At 46.6% G+C, this 17,577-nt stretch carries 13 protein-coding genes; 5 read left to right on the top strand and 8 right to left on the bottom strand.

Going from position 1 to position 17,577, the window contains the following annotated elements; genetic code table 11:
- Window position 1: 1 nt before the first annotated feature.
- Window positions 2-2,407, top strand: coding sequence for a zinc-dependent metalloprotease (locus tag CWI73_RS10710; RefSeq protein ID WP_126752771.1), 2,406 nt, complete (start codon window positions 2-4; stop codon window positions 2,405-2,407).
- 20 nt (window positions 2,408-2,427) lie between these two features.
- Here the strand turns inward: CWI73_RS10710 and CWI73_RS10705 are convergent, their stop codons facing one another.
- The 3 genes from CWI73_RS10705 to CWI73_RS10695 form a co-directional block, all read right to left on the bottom strand.
- A complete protein-coding gene (locus CWI73_RS10705) occupies window positions 2,428-2,820 on the bottom strand; it encodes an acyl-CoA thioesterase (RefSeq protein WP_126752770.1) in 393 nt (130 codons plus the stop codon).
- A gap of 52 nt (window positions 2,821-2,872) precedes the next feature.
- A complete protein-coding gene (locus tag CWI73_RS10700; RefSeq protein WP_198675188.1) occupies window positions 2,873-5,095 on the bottom strand; it encodes a S9 family peptidase in 2,223 nt (740 codons plus the stop codon).
- 153 nt (window positions 5,096-5,248) lie between these two features.
- Window positions 5,249-7,363, bottom strand: coding sequence for a TonB-dependent receptor (locus CWI73_RS10695; protein WP_126752768.1), 2,115 nt, complete (start codon window positions 7,361-7,363; stop codon window positions 5,249-5,251).
- A 154-nt stretch (window positions 7,364-7,517) separates the two neighbouring features.
- Between CWI73_RS10695 and CWI73_RS10690 the strand changes: the two genes are divergently transcribed.
- The gene (locus CWI73_RS10690; protein WP_126752767.1) at window positions 7,518-9,164 is read left to right on the top strand and encodes a M28 family metallopeptidase; all 1,647 of its coding nucleotides are present in this window, start codon (window positions 7,518-7,520) and stop codon (window positions 9,162-9,164) included.
- A 58-nt stretch (window positions 9,165-9,222) separates the two neighbouring features.
- Here CWI73_RS10690 and CWI73_RS10685 read toward each other — a convergent pair whose 3' ends face one another.
- Both CWI73_RS10685 and CWI73_RS10680 read right to left on the bottom strand, forming a co-directional pair.
- Window positions 9,223-9,924 carry a UDP-2,3-diacylglucosamine diphosphatase gene (locus CWI73_RS10685; RefSeq protein WP_126752766.1) on the bottom strand — a complete coding sequence of 234 codons (702 nt, stop codon included), beginning with the start codon at window positions 9,922-9,924 and terminating at the stop codon, window positions 9,223-9,225.
- A gap of 2 nt (window positions 9,925-9,926) precedes the next feature.
- Window positions 9,927-10,424: a peptidylprolyl isomerase gene (locus CWI73_RS10680; protein ID WP_126752765.1), complete on the bottom strand. Its 498-nt coding sequence runs from the start codon at window positions 10,422-10,424 to the stop codon at window positions 9,927-9,929.
- A 116-nt stretch (window positions 10,425-10,540) separates the two neighbouring features.
- On the opposite strand from CWI73_RS10680, the gene cysS reads away from it, so the two are divergent.
- Window positions 10,541-11,920 carry a cysteine--tRNA ligase gene (gene cysS, locus CWI73_RS10675; RefSeq protein ID WP_126752764.1) on the top strand — a complete coding sequence of 460 codons (1,380 nt, stop codon included), beginning with the start codon at window positions 10,541-10,543 and terminating at the stop codon, window positions 11,918-11,920.
- Between the two features lie 21 nt (window positions 11,921-11,941).
- Window positions 11,942-13,486 carry a M17 family metallopeptidase gene (locus CWI73_RS10670; RefSeq protein WP_126752763.1) on the top strand — a complete coding sequence of 515 codons (1,545 nt, stop codon included), beginning with the start codon at window positions 11,942-11,944 and terminating at the stop codon, window positions 13,484-13,486.
- A 79-nt stretch (window positions 13,487-13,565) separates the two neighbouring features.
- On the opposite strand, the gene CWI73_RS10665 is transcribed toward CWI73_RS10670, so the two are convergent.
- A complete protein-coding gene (locus tag CWI73_RS10665; protein ID WP_126752762.1) occupies window positions 13,566-14,168 on the bottom strand; it encodes a Yip1 family protein in 603 nt (200 codons plus the stop codon).
- A gap of 188 nt (window positions 14,169-14,356) precedes the next feature.
- Here CWI73_RS10665 and miaE point away from each other — a divergent pair, with 188 nt between their 5' ends.
- Complete coding sequence (miaE, locus tag CWI73_RS10660; protein ID WP_198675186.1) at window positions 14,357-15,148, top strand: tRNA isopentenyl-2-thiomethyl-A-37 hydroxylase MiaE; 792 nt, start codon at window positions 14,357-14,359, stop codon at window positions 15,146-15,148.
- A gap of 18 nt (window positions 15,149-15,166) precedes the next feature.
- Here miaE and CWI73_RS10655 read toward each other — a convergent pair whose 3' ends face one another.
- Both CWI73_RS10655 and sohB read right to left on the bottom strand, forming a co-directional pair.
- Window positions 15,167-16,462, bottom strand: a complete 1,296-nt coding sequence (locus CWI73_RS10655; protein WP_275046257.1) for a dicarboxylate/amino acid:cation symporter — start codon at window positions 16,460-16,462, stop codon at window positions 15,167-15,169.
- An 83-nt stretch (window positions 16,463-16,545) separates the two neighbouring features.
- Window positions 16,546-17,544 carry a protease SohB gene (gene sohB / locus CWI73_RS10650; protein WP_126752759.1) on the bottom strand — a complete coding sequence of 333 codons (999 nt, stop codon included), beginning with the start codon at window positions 17,542-17,544 and terminating at the stop codon, window positions 16,546-16,548.
- Between the last annotated feature and the right edge of the window lie 33 nt (window positions 17,545-17,577).

Genomic DNA, 17,577 nt, shown 5'->3' with positions numbered 1-17,577 from the left:
CATGCGACATATACTCTTAATTTGCCTGCTTGTATTAAGCAGCTTTACCTCGTTCAGCCAGGCGGCTGAGCAGAAGCCTCCGGCAACCATTGACGCTTTTACCGAGTCCTTTTCGAAGCAGGATGGCTTTTTTACATTTTATCATGATCAGGAAAACGGCAATTACTACCTGCAAGTGCCTAAAAATGGCCCGCAGTTTATATTCCAAACCAGTCTTCCCTGGGGGCTGGGCTCTAACGACATCGGTTTGGACAGAGGTCAGTTAGGTGAAACTCGCCTATCGTCTTTTCATATTGAAGGCAGTAAAGCACTGCTGATGCAGCACAATACCAATTATCGTGCGCAAACCGAGAACATCGCGGAACGTCAAAGTGTGAATGAAGCTTTCGCAGACGCGGTACTTTACGGTTTTAACATTGTTGCCAGCAGCGACTCGCATGTGCTCATCGACTACACACCTTACTTGTTAAGTGATGTACACGGCGTGACCCAGCGCTTGGCGGGCACCGAACAAGGCCAGTTTAAAGTCGACACTCAACGCTCTGTCGTTTACCCCGAGCGCAGCAAAGCCTTTCCTGAAAACACCGAACTGGAAGCAAAAGTGACCTTTGTTGGTGAAGGTAAAGGCCGTTGGGTACGAGAAACCGCGGCAAATGCTGACGCTTTAACCCTGCACTTGCACCACTCTTTTATTCAACTTCCGGATGCCGGCTACTTACCCAGAAAGTTTCATACTAATAGTGGCTTCTGGTCACACAGTTTTAAAGACTATGCAGCCCCGCTTGGCGAGTCTATGACGGTGCAATACATACCGCGTCACCGCTTACAGAAGAAAGATCCTATCGCTTCTGAGAGTGAGGCGCGCCAGCCAATTATTTACTATCTGGACCCGGGTGCACCCGAGCCAGTTCGCTCTGCTTTACTAGAAGGCGCTAAGTGGTGGCAGGCGGGTTTTGAAGCCATTGGTTATGACAATGCGTTTCAGGTGAAAATGTTGCCAGCAGACGCTGACCCTATGGATGTTCGTTACAACGTCATTCAATGGGTTCACCGAGCTACCCGCGGCTGGTCTTACGGCTCTTCTGTTATTGACCCTCGCACCGGTGAAATTATTAAAGGTCACGTCACCTTAGGCTCACTACGTGTGCGTCAGGATATGAAAATTGCGACGGCCTTATTAACGCCTTTCGTCGACGACAAACAAGAGTTAAAAACCGCTGTTCAGGAAATGGCTTTAGCCCGTATTCGCCAGTTAAGCGCTCATGAAATTGGCCATACACTGGGTATTGCCCATAACTTTGCCGCAAGTACGTCTGACCGTGCGTCCGTTATGGACTACCCTCATCCATTGGTCAACCTGACTACCAACGGAACACTAACCCTTACTGATGCCTACGATTTCGGTTTGGGAGTGTGGGATAAGCAAGTCATTGCGTATGGGTACAGTGACTTCGGTGGTATGCCATCAGCGACTGACCAGTTAGCTCGTATTTTGGATAAAAACGACGCCTTAGGGTTGAGCTTTATTTCAGACAGAGATGCTCGCCCCGCTGGAGGCGCTCATCCGACCGCACACCTGTGGGATAACGGCAGTAATCCGGTTACCGAACTGGAGCGTTTACTGACAGTTAGAGAGCAAGTTCTGAATAACTTCAGCAAAGCTTTTTTAAATGACAATGAACCGCTGAGTCGACTACAAGAGTATTTCGTTCCCGTTTATCTACTGCATCGTTATCAAGCGGAAGCGGCGGTTAAGTGGCTTGGTGGTGTCAATTATGAGTATTACCTGGCCAGTGATAATACGGACGGGTACAAAGCAATTGGCGGCTCGCGCCAGCAATCTGCTTTGTCTCAGTTACTCAGAACTATCAGTGCAGAAACGTTGCAGATACCCACACATGTACAGCAATGGTTAGTGCCGCTGGCCTATGGTGAAAACGGCTCACGCGAACGCTTTGATGGTAAAACTGGGTTAATTCCAGATCCTGTCAGCATGGCCGCGAGTGCTGCAAATCACTCACTGCAATTGATGCTGAACCCACAACGCTTAAACCGTTTAGCGCAGCAGCATAACGCTGATGCTAATGTGCCTTCACCAGCCCAGTTGAGCTCGCAAATTTTTAAGCGGGTCTTTAATGACTGGAATGAAAACAATGCCAGTCCGCTGAACCAGCGACTGGTAGCAACAGCTGTGAATGCGCTTATTAAGGCAGTTCAGCGCGCAGAATTAGCCCCCGAAAGCCGGTTGCTGATGATGCCTGAAATACAACGTATGAAAAACACGCTAGCATCGAGCAATAACAACTTTGCTAAACAGCTTGCGGCCGATATTGAACGTTTTATAGAGAATGGTGAATGGCCGAAAAATTATGAGCCTGAAGCACTTCCTCCAGGCTCACCTATCTAATTGATAACTTGCAGGGTTGCTTATAGCGACCCTGCAAAATCGTCCAGTTCGTCCTTCGTTTTACCGTGAGCCGCTGGCTTACGAGTCTCAGGATCAATGTGAACAAAGACAATATCGTCAGCTGTACAAATATTCTGTTTCGTATGCTTGTTACGCACTAAGCAAGTAATGGCTAACGAAGTACGCCCTACTGTTTTTACCTCCAGACCAAACTCAACGACGTCGCCCTGAAATGCTGAAGTTTCGAAAGTAATAGCACCAATGTGTTTCGTTACCAGGCTTTTAGCGCCTAACTGGCAGCTGGCAAAAATGTATGCCTCTTCGTCAATCCACTCCAGAATACGGCCACCAAACAGCGAACCTGCGAAGTTAAGATCATTAGGCATTACTAAACGGCGAGATAAAAAGCGCATAACCACTCCTTTGTTGAGAACTCTTTCGAGAAGGATATGCGCATATTATAACCTATTGTTCGCCAATGGTTTGTTGAAAAAATTGGGCGATCATCGAGTAAAGGTGAATTTTTGTATGACGTCCGTTAATTGAGTGCTTCTTACCCGGGTAGTTCATCATTTCAAATGATTGCTCATTATCCTGCAACTGCTTGTAGAGCTTGGTACTGTGGGTAAACAATACGTTGTCATCAGCCATTCCGTGATACATCAATAATTCACCTTTAAGACCGTCTGCGTAAGGAAATACTGACGCCTTCTCATAGTTTTCACCTTCATCAGGCATGCCCATAAAACGCTCGGTGTAATGGGTGTCGTACAAGCGCCAGTCTGTTACGGGGGCTCCTGAAACCCCCGCTTTAAAATGTTCAGGCGCTTTAAACATGGTCATAAGAGTCATGTAGCCGCCATAGCTGTGCCCATAAATGCCAATGCGATCTTCATCAACGTAAGGCAGAGACTTAAGGAACTTCGCTCCCGTTACCTGGTCGGTTACTTCCGGCGAGCCCATGTTTTTATAAATAGGCGCTTCAAACGCTTTTCCACGATTATCAGAGCCTCTATTGTCTAACGTAAAAACAATAAAGCCCTGTTGCGTCATGTACTGAACAAAATGATTTCCCCAGCTTTTCGTCACACGCTGCGCACCAGGACCACCATAAACGTACACCATAACGGGGTATTTCTTGGCTTTATCAAAGTCCGACGGCTTGGTCATTTTGTAATATAACGTCTGTCCATCTTCAGCGGTTAACTGACCAAATTCTGGATAATTCCAGTCGCGCAGGTAGTTAGCAAGCGGATGGCCTTTATCAATTTTATTTTCCAGTAGCCAAGCCTGTCGTTCGCCCGTAGGCCCATGCAGACTGACTTGTACGGGCTGCTCTGGCGATGAAAATGTGTCGATATAGCGGTGGAACGTCGAGGAGAACTCAACATCGTGCATACCCTCACGTTGCGTGATCTGCGTTGGGTTGTTACTTGAGCCACTATTTAACTGAGCACGATATAAATGACGTTCAAGCGGACTTTTGCGACGAGCAGTGAAATACAAAATACCGGTACTTTCGTCAACGGCTTCCAGCTCGTCGACCATCCAGTCACCTGATGTTAGTTGGCGAATTAATGAGCCATCAAGTCTATAAAGGTACAAATGCTTGTATCCACTACGCTCTGACGCCCAAATAAAATGGTTATTGTCTTCCAGGAAGTAGAGGTCATTATGAAGGTTTATCCAGGTATCCGAGGTTTCTTCAACCAAGATCTGTTGCTGTTCGGTATCCACATTAAAAAGACGTAAGTCCAGACGTTGTTGATCTCGACTTTGCCACTGATAACTCAACCTTTTGCTATCATTCAACCACTTTACGCGAGCTAAATATCCATCGCCCAGTTCATCTAAACCAAGCCATTGCATGGAAGCATCAGCAAGTTGGTATACCCCCAAATCAATATTGACGTTATCTGCGCCGGCAAACGGATAACGCTGTTTAATCACCTTGACAGTATCAGCGTATATTTCAGTTCGGGTCGCCACCGGAACAGGGCTCTCGTCAACACGCGTTAAGGCAATAGCTGACTCGTCAGGCGCCCACCAGTAACCGGTCATACGCTTCATCTCTTCCTGCGCAACAAACTCCGCCATACCGTATTTAACTAACTCACCACCTGCAGTAGTTACTGCCGTCTCTTTTCCACTCGCTAAATCGATATAGAAAAGGTTTTGATTTCTAATAAAAGAAACGAAATTTCCTTTTGGAGACAAACGGACATCGGTTTCAAAAGCTTCCGTTTCAGTCAGCCTCGTCACTTCAGTATTTTTTACTGAATAATAGAAAACATCGCCGTTGTAAGGAAACAATATGGCGTCACCACTTTTTGACCAACTGTACTCAATAATACCGGATCCGCTAATGCGTTGACGTTCCCGACGAGCCTTTTCTTCTTCCGATAACTCCTGCGAGGTGGACGTTAAGTCATTAGCAGCAACCAGTTTTGTGTGCTCTGCTTTTTTAATGTCGTATAGCCACAAGTCATAACGGTCCGGGTTCGCTTCACTGCCCTTTAAGTACGACAAGTAATTGTCGCCAGGCGCAAAACGCAATGACCGCGGCTTTTCACCAACCAAAGACGGCGCACTAAACAAACGCTCTATTGTGAGTTTCTCGGCCGTTGCCGACGTACTTAAGACGACACAAAAAACACCAATCAATGAGGTGACAAAGCGGGATTTAATAGACAAAACAGCTACCTTAAAATGATTTGTTAAACAGCTGTTAACAATGATAGCAAACTGACAATGAAATGTCGGTGACTGTGCGGTGAACTGACGGGAAAATACTGTCACTAGAGCACCGCCACTAAAAAGCAGTGGCGGTGTATTCGGGCTTTAGAAAGTAATAGACACTCCTGCCTGGAACTGACGCCCCATTACCGGAGCCTCTTCTTTCAGGTATGAGCTGTGCACTAAGCCGAGCTGGTTGGTAAGGTTTTCCCCCTTCAAATAAAGGGTCGCACCATAATTTGCCAACCAGTTTGGATACATGTTTACGCGTGCATTTAACAGGCCATAAGCATCGGTTTCTGACTCGTTCACTGCCACCTTATCCTGAGAGAAATAACGCGTGTAACCGAGAGAGCCATCCCAACTTTGCGCCTGATAGCGAACTTCAGCCCCCAGACGTTGAGCCGGAATTCGAGCTAAATTACCACCGTCACGCTGTTTCGCGCGAGTGTAGTCACTAAAGCTGTGTACTGACCAAGCGTCATTTAATCGCCAGTCTAACTCCAGTTCATAGCCGTAAAGTTCAGCGTCTAGTTGACTAAACTGAACCACCTGCAAAGCTTCACCGTGAGCGTGCTCTTCGTGCTCATGTTCTTCGTGCTCTTCATCGCCATGAATCTGTTCACTGGTTATGCCAACAAAGTCATCATAAATAAAGTCATCAACACGGTTATAGAACACATTAAAATTCGCATGGAATGTATCTGTTTCATAATGTACACCAAGGTCCAGGTTATTTGAACGCTCGGTTTCGATACTATGTTCAGCGGCTTCTATATGATACTCACCCGACTCTTCTTCATGCAGTTCATAGCCAAGTCCTAACTCATAGGTACGAGTCGCAAAATGGTTGCCGTTGGAAAACACTTCCGTGCCACTCGGTGCTCGCTCAGCATGACTCAAGTTAACGGATACAGATGTGTGCTTATCAAAATGATACAAATAACCCGCCGAGGCAGAAACCGCACTGAAAGTATTGAGCTGCCAGTCTTCACTGGCTAACGACGTACGTTCATAACGCGCACCTAAATCAACATGGTGATCACCAAATTCCTGCTCAACCACCCAGAAAAGTCCTTGCGTTCTGCGGGAAGTATCCGGTGTGAAGGCTTCTTCACCAATGGCTGACTTGTCACTAATGTCCCACTGCCAGCCTATAGCACCAGACCAGCCCGCTAACGTTTGGTGACGTGCCGTTAAGCGAACTTCTTTCTGCTGATTTTCAAACTGGGTGGCGACGAAGTCTTCTTCGATTTCCTGATGTTGATAATCAGTAAGAGCGCCTCGAAAATCCACTTGCTCAATACCGCTGAACGGACTTCTCCATTGACCCGCAAGTTGAACGCGATCTTGCTCTAAATTTGCGTAAGGACCATGAGCCTCGAGCAACTCTTCTTCATGAGCTTCTTCTTCGTGCCCTTCCTCATGATGAGCATGTCCTGGAATACCATAGTCTTGCGACAGTCCCTGATAAGACAGTCCAAAAAAGCCGTTATCAAATTGATAACTCACACCCAGTGTTCCGCCCTGAGCTTCAACAAAACTGTTTTCAACGGAGTCAACGCGCTCGCCTTCATCATTGATAAAGGACGCCATTTCATAGTCACTCGCATCTCGTACAAACGCATCAGAATAAAGCGCCCAGGTGCCATTACCTACTTGCAGGTCGTACGATGCTTCTTTGTTGTCATTATTTGACGACAACGAGCCATTCACATTACCTTGCAACCCATAAATCGGTTCGCTCGGAATACGGTTGTCGACGACGTTGATAACCCCGCCAATAGCACCACTACCGTATAGAAGCGTTGCCGGCCCACGCAAAACCTCTATTTGTTCAGCCGTGCTGGTTTCGGTTGTCACTGCATGGTCCGGGCTTCCGCGGGATACGTCACCGGTGTCTAATCCATTTTGGGTGATTTTGACGCGTGGACCACCAAGGCCACGTACAATAGGGCTCCCGGCCACATTGGCAAAATGTGTGTTGTTAATTCCGGGTTCGGACGACAACGTCTCACCTAAACTGTGTGCGTGTTTTTGTTTAAGCTCATCACCTGAAATAATACTGACGGGTTGCGTCGATTCTAAAGCGTTTTTTCCTAATGGGTTTGCCGTTATGGTGATAACCTCAGTGGGGTCCGGATGCTCATGCTCCTGGTCTTGCGCCAATGCCGTCGATGAAACAGCGAGAATAGCTAAGGTTAAAGCATTCAACTTCATGACAAATCGCCCTTCTTGATTGTGTTATATTATAACATTACGTAACTCAACAACATTTTGCAACACTCTTTTAGCTGTAATCTATGGTTGAATGCTGTTGGCTCAGGTACAATCGATTAGATTCTCGAGAACAATTAAAACCAGAGGACAACTCATGAAATTCTCTCGTATCCTTGCACCGGTGGCGCTCAGCGTATTCGTTGCCGCTTGTGGTGCACCTGAGACTCAGTCTCAGACCGTTAGTGTCAGTGCTAAAGAAGCCAACATTCGCTCACACCTTGAGTTTTTAGCTGACGATGATCTTAAAGGTCGCCAAACCGGCAGCGAAGGTCATGAAATTGCATCGAACTATATAGTTTCTGAATTTAAACGCCTGGGTTTAGAGCCTGCCGGCGATGATGGCACCTACTATCAGCGTATTCCCTTTCGTAAAAGCACCTTAAAAGAAAATAGTGCGTCAATGACTTACGAAATAAATGGTGAAACCGTCGAATTCGAATTCCCGAAAGAGTTTATTACCGGGCCAAGCCATTACAGCGAGCAAGACCAAGTATCTGCACCTTTGGTATTTGTTGGTTATGGTATGGAAGCGCCAGAGTTTGGTCTTAACGATTACGAAGGCTTAAACGTTGAAGGCAAAATTGTCGTCATGTTAACGGGACGCCCTGAATTTTTACCAAGTGAAGAAGGCGCCCACCTGTCTAACATTAAGTCTGACATCGCTCGCGAAAAAGGCGCTATCGGTATTATTACCTTGCATACGCCTGTGCGCGAAGAAGTCCGCAAATACGAAACCAGTGTTTATTATACAAAAACACCTCGTATGACCTGGCTAGGACCAAACGGACTTCCTAAAGGTCAGGAGCAACAAATTAGTGGGTCTGCTTATTTAGATGACGAGCCGGCCAAACGTTTGTTTGCGAACGCGCCAACAGAACTAGATGCTATTTTCACAAAGATTCAGGAAGATCCGGACTATTCTCCGAAAGGTTTTGAATTAGACGGAAAAGTAACTCTAAAGCGTGAATCTCGCCACGAGGAAATCAGCAGTCCTAACGTTGCCGCTGTTTTACCGGGCTCTGATGAAAAGCTTAAAGACGAGTATGTTGTTTACACTGCGCACTCCGATCATATTGGCGTTATTAAAGACATGAGCCGCGAAGACAACATTAATAACGGTGCTATGGATAACGCCAGCGGTGTGGCTGTCATGTTGGAAACTGCACGTTTATTCGTCGAGTCAGACAAAGAGTTCAAACGTTCTATTATGTTCTTGTCAGTAACTGCTGAAGAGAAAGGTTTATTAGGCGCTGATTACTTTGCCAATAATCCAACCGTTCCGTTAAACAGCATCGTTGCTAACGTGAATCTGGATATGCCGGTATTGCTTTATGACTTTGCTGACGTTGTTGCCTTTGGTGCCTCACATTCAACGCTCGGAGAAACAGTTAGCAAAGCGGCTGAAAAATACGATACTGCACAAAGCCCGGATCCCATGCCTGAACAAGCTATTTTTACCCGGTCAGATCACTATACATTGGTTAAGAAAGGCATACCTGCGGTATTCTTAATGACTGGCTTTAACTCTCGTACCGAAGGTGAAGATGGCGGCGAAGTTTGGGGTAAGTTCTTCGCTGAACATTACCATAAGCCAAGTGACGGACTTAACCTCGATATTAACTATGAAGCAGGTGCGCGCTTTACTAATATCAACTTCGCTATTGGCGAAGAAATTGCGAACGCAGCTCAACGTCCACAGTGGTTGGAAGATTCTTTCTTTGGAAAGCAATTTAACGACTAAGGCTTTTTTCAAATAATGAAAAAGGGAGCTATTAGGCTCCCTTTTTTATTGCTTAACGTTATTTCGGCACTCGATAAACACTGGCCTGAGTATACCAGTCGCCCAGAACAACACGTTTTGCCGGTGTGCCGTCACTCAACTTAAAACAATGTATGGCAGGTCGATGGGTGTGTCCATGGATAAGCTGATTCACCTGGTGCTTTTCCATTACCTGCAACACCGCAGGGTGCTGAGCATCCATTTTATACAATTGCTCAGCAGTTAATTGAGGCCGCTGGCTGTTTGAGCTTTGTCTTAATTTATTAGCAATACGCATACGCCAGGACAGTGGTAAGTTTCGTAAAACTCCGGTAACTACCGGGTTTTGAATGACTCGCCGGTAACGCAAATAGCCTTTATCTAAAGTACACAGAGTATCACCGTGCATCAGTAAAACCCGTTCACCATAAAGGTTAATAACGGTTTCGTCTGGCAGTAAGGTTATACCGGTTTCAGTGGCAAATCGCTCGCCAACCATAAAGTCTCTATTGCCTGCCATGAAATAGATTTTTACACCCGAGTCACTGAGACGCTTAATCTGAGACTTTATTTGAAAGGCAAATTCACTGCTGTCGTCATCGCCAAGCCAGGCATCGAACAAGTCCCCCAGAATATAGAGAGCATCTAAACCAGTGCTTTGCTCACAAAAGTTTGCGAAAGCGTCCAGAATGTCCGGACGCCCAGGACTTAAATGTAAGTCAGCGATGAACGCAGTTGTCATAGCTAGTCGTTAACAGAGACTTTTTCGATAACAACATCTTCAACAGGCACGTCCTGATGGAAACCTGCTGAACCGGTTTTCACCTCTTTGATGGTATTTACAACATCCATACCGTCCGTGACTTCTGCAAACACGCAATAGCCATAACCGCTTGGTGTTTCATTCTGGAAGTTTAAAAAGTCGTTGTTATTCACGTTAATGAAGAATTGCGAAGACGCCGAGTGAGGATCCGGCGTGCGGGCCATTGCCACTGAGCCAACAACGTTAGGTTTCGCGGTTGGTGCTTCGTTTTCAATATTGTCGCGCGTTTCTTTTTGTTTCATACCCGGTTCAAAACCACCGCCCTGAACCATGAAGTTATTAATCACTCGATGGAAAATGGTGCCGTCGTAAAAACCGTCACGCGCGTATTGCAAAAAGTTATCGACTGTTTTTGGAGCCGTATCTTCATGCATTGCTAAGGTAATATCGCCAAAATTTGTGTGTAAAATGACCTGCATTTTTTCTACCTGTTTCCTGTAACAAACCAGCCGATAGTGTACCAGAGCCAAGGCATCGGTGGTATCATAGGCGCTTTATTTTCACTCGTAACGGCAGAGAATTAAGAGATTTCATTATGGCAATCACCCTTTTTAATACCCTGACACGCAAGAAAGAGTCATTCGAGCCTATTCAGCCGGGGCACGTTGGAATGTATGTTTGCGGGGTCACAACGTACGATTATTGCCATATTGGTCACGCCCGCACTTACGTTGCTTTTGATATTGTCGTGCGCTATTTGCGCAAGCTGGGTTATAACGTCAGCTATGTCCGTAACATTACAGATCTCGACGACAAAATCATCAAACGGGCAGCAGAGAACGGCGAAGACTTTCACGCATTAACATCACGCTTTATCGATGCGATGCATGAAGACTTCGATGCGTTAAATCTGCTGCGTCCGGACATTGAACCCAAAGTTACTGAACACATGGATGAGATTCTAAAAATGATTCAGGATCTTATCGACAGTGGTAATGCCTATAAAACCGACAGTGGCGACGTTTTGTTTGATGTGTCGACGTTCAAAGAGTACGGCAAGCTCAGTCGTCAGGACTTAGAACAACTGCAGTCTGGTGCTCGAGTCGATGTCGATGAAGAAAAAGACGACCCACTCGATTTCGTGCTGTGGAAAGCAGCGAAAGCCGGCGAACCTGCTTGGTCATCGCCCTGGGGTGAGGGTCGTCCGGGTTGGCATATTGAGTGTTCGGCCATGAACAAAAAACACCTTGGCACCACCTTCGATATTCATGGTGGCGGGTCAGACTTGGCCTTTCCTCACCACGAAAATGAAATTGCGCAAAGCTGCTGCGCCAACCATTCGGACTATGTGAAGTACTGGATGCATAGCGGCATGGTGCAGGTAGACGACGAAAAAATGTCGAAATCTTTAGGCAATTTCTTCACTATCCGCGAAGTATTAAAAGCCTATGATGCGGAAACTGTTCGCTATTTCTTACTGTCGAGCCACTACCGTTCACAGTTAAACTATACTGAAGAGAATTTAAATCAGGCCCACTCAGCGCTTGAGCGTTTGTATACCGCGCTGCGGGATATTGAACCCCAAACAGCTTCCGTAGAACTACGAAATGCATACTGGGAGCAGTTCCAAAACGCAATGGATGACGACTTTAACGCACCGGAAGCCATGAGTGTGCTATTTGACATTGCTCGTGACATTAACCGCCACCGCGACAATGACTCAGAAAAAACAGCACAGCTTGCATCCATTTTAAAAGAATTTGCAGCGGTTATGGGATTACTGCAACGTGACCCAAACCAGTTTCTTCAAGGCGACGATGACGACGTTGCCAAAATTGAAGCGCTTATCGCCAAGCGAAACAATGCGCGTGCAGAAAAAAACTGGGCCGTAGCAGACGAAGCTCGTGACGAGCTGACTGCTATGGGTATTGAATTAGAAGACGGTCCTGAAGGCACACGCTGGCGTCGCGCTTAACCATTTAGAAATGAGGTATTTATGGCATTTCCAAAATTAGACGTAGTCAGCTCACTTGCTGACGCTTATTCAAAAGACGGCACTGACGCACTGATTGTCATTGGTCACTTTGACACTATTGATGACTCAGCATTAGCTGAAAAAATTCAACAAGCGAAAACAACCGATCAGCGCGTTGGTAGCGATGTATTATTGCTCCAGGCTGAGGGGGTTCCAGGCCAGCGCTTAGTAACAGCGCCAACAGGCCCACTTAACAGAGACTTCGACGACGTTCGCCAAGTCTTCGATGCGGCACATAAAGCGGCAAAAATTGCCCAAGACGCCGGTGCTCGCCATCCGGTTATTGCCTTAAATAATGTTGATATCAATGATACCCGCTACCAGCAGGCTTTCTTAGCCGCCTACTTGGGTGTCTGTCAGTCACTATATCAACCGTTGGAAGCGCGTGAAGCACATGGCGAAGAAGCGATTGAGCCAACAGAAAACGTGACTTTGGTTGGTGAACTCGATGCTGACTGGGCCATGTCTGTTGAAGCAGGCAAGCGTGTTGCCCGCGACTTAGCAGGTACCGAGCCTGAGCGCATGGCGCCACCTCGTTTTGCAGAATACTGCCGTCAGGCATTCGCACATACCCCTGTAAAAGTCAGCGTTATCGACGACTCTCAACAGTTACAACATGAGTACCCGCTACTGGCAGCTGTTGGCCGCTCATCGATGGCTGTTGAGCGCCATCGCCCTTGCGTCATTCGTTTGGAATATCATGGCAGTCAGCCTGAACGCACCGTTATGTTTGCTGGTAAAGGCATTGTCTATGACACCGGTGGTGCAGATTTAAAAACCGGTGGTCACATGGCAGGTATGAGTCGTGACAAAGGCGGTGCTGCGGGTGTTGCCGGCTTTATGAAAACCGTTGCTGAGTTGCAGCCTGAGCATTTAAATGTCATTGCCGAGATTGGTGCTGTTCGCAACAGTATTGGCTCTGACGCTTTTGTCGCCGACGAAATTATTACCGGCCACAGCGGCAAACGTGTTCGTATCGGTAATACTGACGCTGAAGGTCGCTTAATAATGGCTGACTTGCTGTCTCATTTACGTGAAGAGGCTGCGCAAACAGACGGTGAGCACGAACTCTATACCGTCGCTACATTAACTGGGCATGCAGCGCTGGCCAAAGGACCATACAGTGCATTGGTTCCTAACGGTCATGCACGCCGTCAAAAATTACCGGACGCGCTATTCGAAGCGGGGGAAACTTATGGTGACCCAACTGAAATTTCCTGGTCACGCCGTGAAGACTTTGACTTTGTAAAAGGCCGTACCTTGTGTGATGACTTGCTGTCGTCCAATAATGGTCCTTCAGCAACAACGCCACGAGGCCACCAGTTCCCAATGGCATTTCTGGTTGGGGTTTCCGGCTTGGATAACCACGGCATTGATAGCTCACGTCCGCTTAGTTATATCCATATCGACATTGCTGGCAGCGGTGTTGAAGGTGGTGACTGGCAACACGGTAAGCCAACTGCGGCACCGGTAACTTGTCTGGCTGGCCATTACCTTAAGAAGTAAAAGCCTGTCCATAAATACAAAAAAGCTCGGATACCATGAAACATGGTCCGAGCTTTTTTATCAAATCTAAACGCTTCTGTTAACCTGACACAAACTCAGGCCCGAAGCCATTTGTCCAGAGAATAGCGGTTGTTACCATCAGTACCACCATAGCGATTAATCCGGCAGTCACAACTGAACTCGCGTATAAAAAGCCACGCTCTTCAGGAATGTGCATGATAACCGGCAGACCCGAATACAGCAGGTAAACCGAGTAGGCAACGCCGCCCAGGAAGACTAACGCCACAAACCACAACTCAGGGTACAATGCCGCAATACCCGACATGATCACCGGTGTTGCAGCATAAGCGGCAAGCTCCAGCGACTTGGTGTAGCTAGGATCCGCCCCAAACGTTTTTGCCATCCAGTAAATAAGATAGGCCAGTGCGAAGGTTGCTGCGATAATACCAACGTACATTGCGACGGCAAGCATAACCGCACTACTCTCTGCAAGATAGATAGCCTCGCGTGCACCCACACTCCAGCCAATCTTCGAGGACGCATAAAATGCGGCAAGACATGGCAGAATAGCGACCAGTAATGTGTGAGAGCATGAATACATAAAGCTTTCACGCTTACTGTCGATGGTTTTCCATTCTTGTACCGGGTGTGCGTACAAACCCCAAATGTGATTCAGTATCATAACTTCACCTTCCCCGTAATACGCGGTCATACCGCCCAATTCTTAAATACGTTATAATTATTAGATTCAGGTACTGCTGAAAAATTCACCCATACGACTAATATTCAGCACTCAACTAACACTGTCAAGCATTTTTAATATAACTATAGTTCAGTTTTGTTAAGATTTTTAACCAATTTAACCGGGGAATGTCCGTTTTGAATACCGCTGTTGTTTCGCCCTATTTACCGCTTCTTGAACCCATTAATGAGTTTTTACTATGCACAACTCCCGATGAGTGGATACAAGAAGCTGCGAAAGCAGAAAACTTGCCCATCATTTTGCTCGATCATCTCCATTGTGAGCTCAAAGCAGCCCAGAGCGCCGCTTTGTTATTGCGCCGCTATGCGGTGTCAGAAAGTCATGGTCAGTTGCTTTTAGACGCTCTGCAGCCATATGAAGATCTCGTCTACAGAGGTATTGGCACCTTGAACGATGTGCAGAAAAGCAAGCAGCTATCTCATGCGTTAAAAGCGGCAGAGTCACAACCTTTTGCTGACGACATTATTGAGCGGATGTCGCGTTTAATACGCGAGGAGCTTCACCACTTTCAGCAGGTTTATGAAATTATGGAAGCTCGGAACATTCCGTTGCAGAAGCTCACGGCATCACGCTATGCAAAACAGTTGCTGCAAAAGGTTAGAACTTACGAGCCTGAAGCACTTATTGACAAGCTGATTATCGGTGCACTCATTGAAGCTCGCTCGTGCGAGCGCTTTGCGGCCTTGGCTCCGTACCTGGACGAAGACATAGCCAGGTTTTACGTTTCATTACTGCGTTCGGAAGCTCGTCACTACCAGGATTATTTAGAGCTGGCGCAAAAGCTCAGTGAGACTAATATCAGTGACAGAGTTAAACAGTTTAGAGAATGGGAAGCTGAATTGATTCGCTCGGAAGATACTGAGTTACGTTTCCATTCGGGAGTACCGGCGTACGCCTAATGCGCACGCCGGCTTTATTTAAAGCTCTTCTAATTTCTTACCGGCATTCTCGTCATAGTAGACTTCTTCATCAAAGTCCCCTTCTGAGCGAGCAACAACGGTACTGACCATTGCATCACCAGTGACGTTAACCGCAGTTCGGGTCATATCAAGTAGGCGATCAACACCGATAATTAAGCCAATACCCTCTACCGGCAGGCCAACTTGCTGTAGCACCATAGCCAGCATAATTAAGCCAACACCCGGTACACCAGCGGTACCAACAGACGCCAGAGTCGCCGTCATAATAACCATTAAGTACTCTGCAATACCTAAGTCTAAACCGTAGACCTGAGCAATGAATACTGTCGCCACGCCTTGCATTATCGCAGTACCATCCATGTTAATGGTGGCACCTAATGGCACAGTAAACGAACCAACGCTATTGCTGACACCTAAACGGCGGGTAACCGTTTCTAGTGTAATTGGCATGGTTGCGTTACTGCTCGCGGTACTAAAACCGAACAACTGTGCATCACGCATTTTCTTCAAGAAGATACCCGGTTTGACGCGAGTCAGTACCCGCATAAACAGTGGGTATACAATAAGGCCATGAGCAATCAGCACAAAGAGTACTAACAGGAAGTATTTGGCCAGACTGCCTATCATTTCTACGCCAATTTCGGTGAATAGCTTCGCCATTAGCGCAAACACACCATAAGGCGCAACAGCCATAAGTATGACAACCAGCTTCATGATCACAGCGTTTAAGTCATCAAAGAAGCCTTTCAGGCGCTCACCAGGCTTACCAACTAATGCCATAGAAATACCGAATAACAGCGCAAATACAATAATTTGCAGCATGTTACCTTCTGCCATGGCATTAATTGGGTTATCCGGGAAGAGGTTAATAATCACTTCACTAATAGATGGCGCTTCATTGGCTTCAAACGTTGCCTCTGAAGAGCGTTCAATACCTGAACCAGGTTGCACTAAAACAGCCGAGAATATGGCAAAGCTTATGGCGATAGCGGTCGTTATCATATACATGCCCACAGCTTTACCGCCTAAGCGCCCAAGTTTACTCGGGTCGCTCAACGAGCAAGTTCCCACCACCAGTGAGACAAACACTAATGGCACAACCAACATTTTCAATGAGGTTATGAATATTTGACCGACAACATCAAACAAGCCGTTCGTTAAATACAGTGACACCCAAGCATTGTCGCCGGCCACGTAACGAATGATTGTACCGAGAATGATCCCAGCGACCATGCCGATAACAATGCGGCTTGTCAGGCTGAGTTTTTCTTTTCGCTCATAAGCGTCCTTTATTATTCATTCTTAAAAACTGCGTTAGACTACCAAAAAGTTGTTAGCTGCGCAGCTTTGTTGTTGCCAGCTTCGTTTAACCGCAGTTATTGTGCGATATCTGAACGCGTCAACGACGACTTTAAGGTTTGAATGACTGTTGAAAGACCTTTTGCAAAGCGCTCGCTCATGGGTTTACGCACCACATAATTAAGTTGCAATACGTTGAACGTTTTATGTTGCTCAAGTAACCAGGAGTCGCTCGTGGTCACCTCGTCTACCAAACCAAGTTCTTTTGCTTCCTGACCCGACCAAACTTCGCCCGTGGCAACCTTATCAATATCGAGCTCAGGACGGTTCTCCTGAACGAATGCCTTAAACTGGCGGTGGATAGCCTCTAAGTCTTGCTTAAATTTACGGCGTCCCTCATCGGTGTTCTCACCAAATAACGTCAATGTTCGCTTATATTCGCCTGCAGTTAATTGTTCAAAATCGACATCATGCTTTTTCAGGAAGCGATGGAAGTTAGGTATTTGTGCCACCACACCAATAGAGCCAATAAACGCAAACGGTGCGGCTAACAGCTTGTGACCAACACAGGCCATCATGTAACCGCCACTTGCCGCTACTTTATCTATGGCCACATTCAGTGTGAGGCCGTGAGCTTTAATACGTTGTAGTTGTGCCGCGGCTAATCCATAACCGTTAACAACCCCACCGCCACTTTCTAAACGGACGAGAACTTCGTCTTTCTCGGTTGCTAACTGCAAAATGGCATTCACTTCCTGACGTAAATTATCGACTTCTTTAGCGTCCATGCTGCCTTTAAAGTCCAGCACAAAAAGGCGCTGCTTTTTGTCATCTGCGTGCTTTTTCTTCTTCAGCGCCTTCATTGCTTTCTTGCGAGCTTTTTTATCCATTAGCTCTAGTTTAAGTTGCTCACTAAGGTCCTTAAGCTCTTTAGACAGGTCTGTTACCTGTAAGTCACCTTTACTTTTCTTCTGCTTTTGAGCCGCTTGTGCCAGCAAACCAATAATAAAGCCTACAGCAATAACAATAATGGCCGCCTTCAACAAAAACGAACCAATATCTATCAGAAACTCCATACACCTCTCCAATACGAAAAAGGCCAGCATAAC

Origin of the sequence: Idiomarina piscisalsi, from assembly GCF_003987095.1 — a bacterium.
Lineage (GTDB): Bacteria > Pseudomonadota > Gammaproteobacteria > Enterobacterales > Alteromonadaceae > Idiomarina > Idiomarina piscisalsi.
Note: the sequence above shows the minus strand (reverse complement) of the source record. Positions and strands in the feature narration are given on the sequence as shown.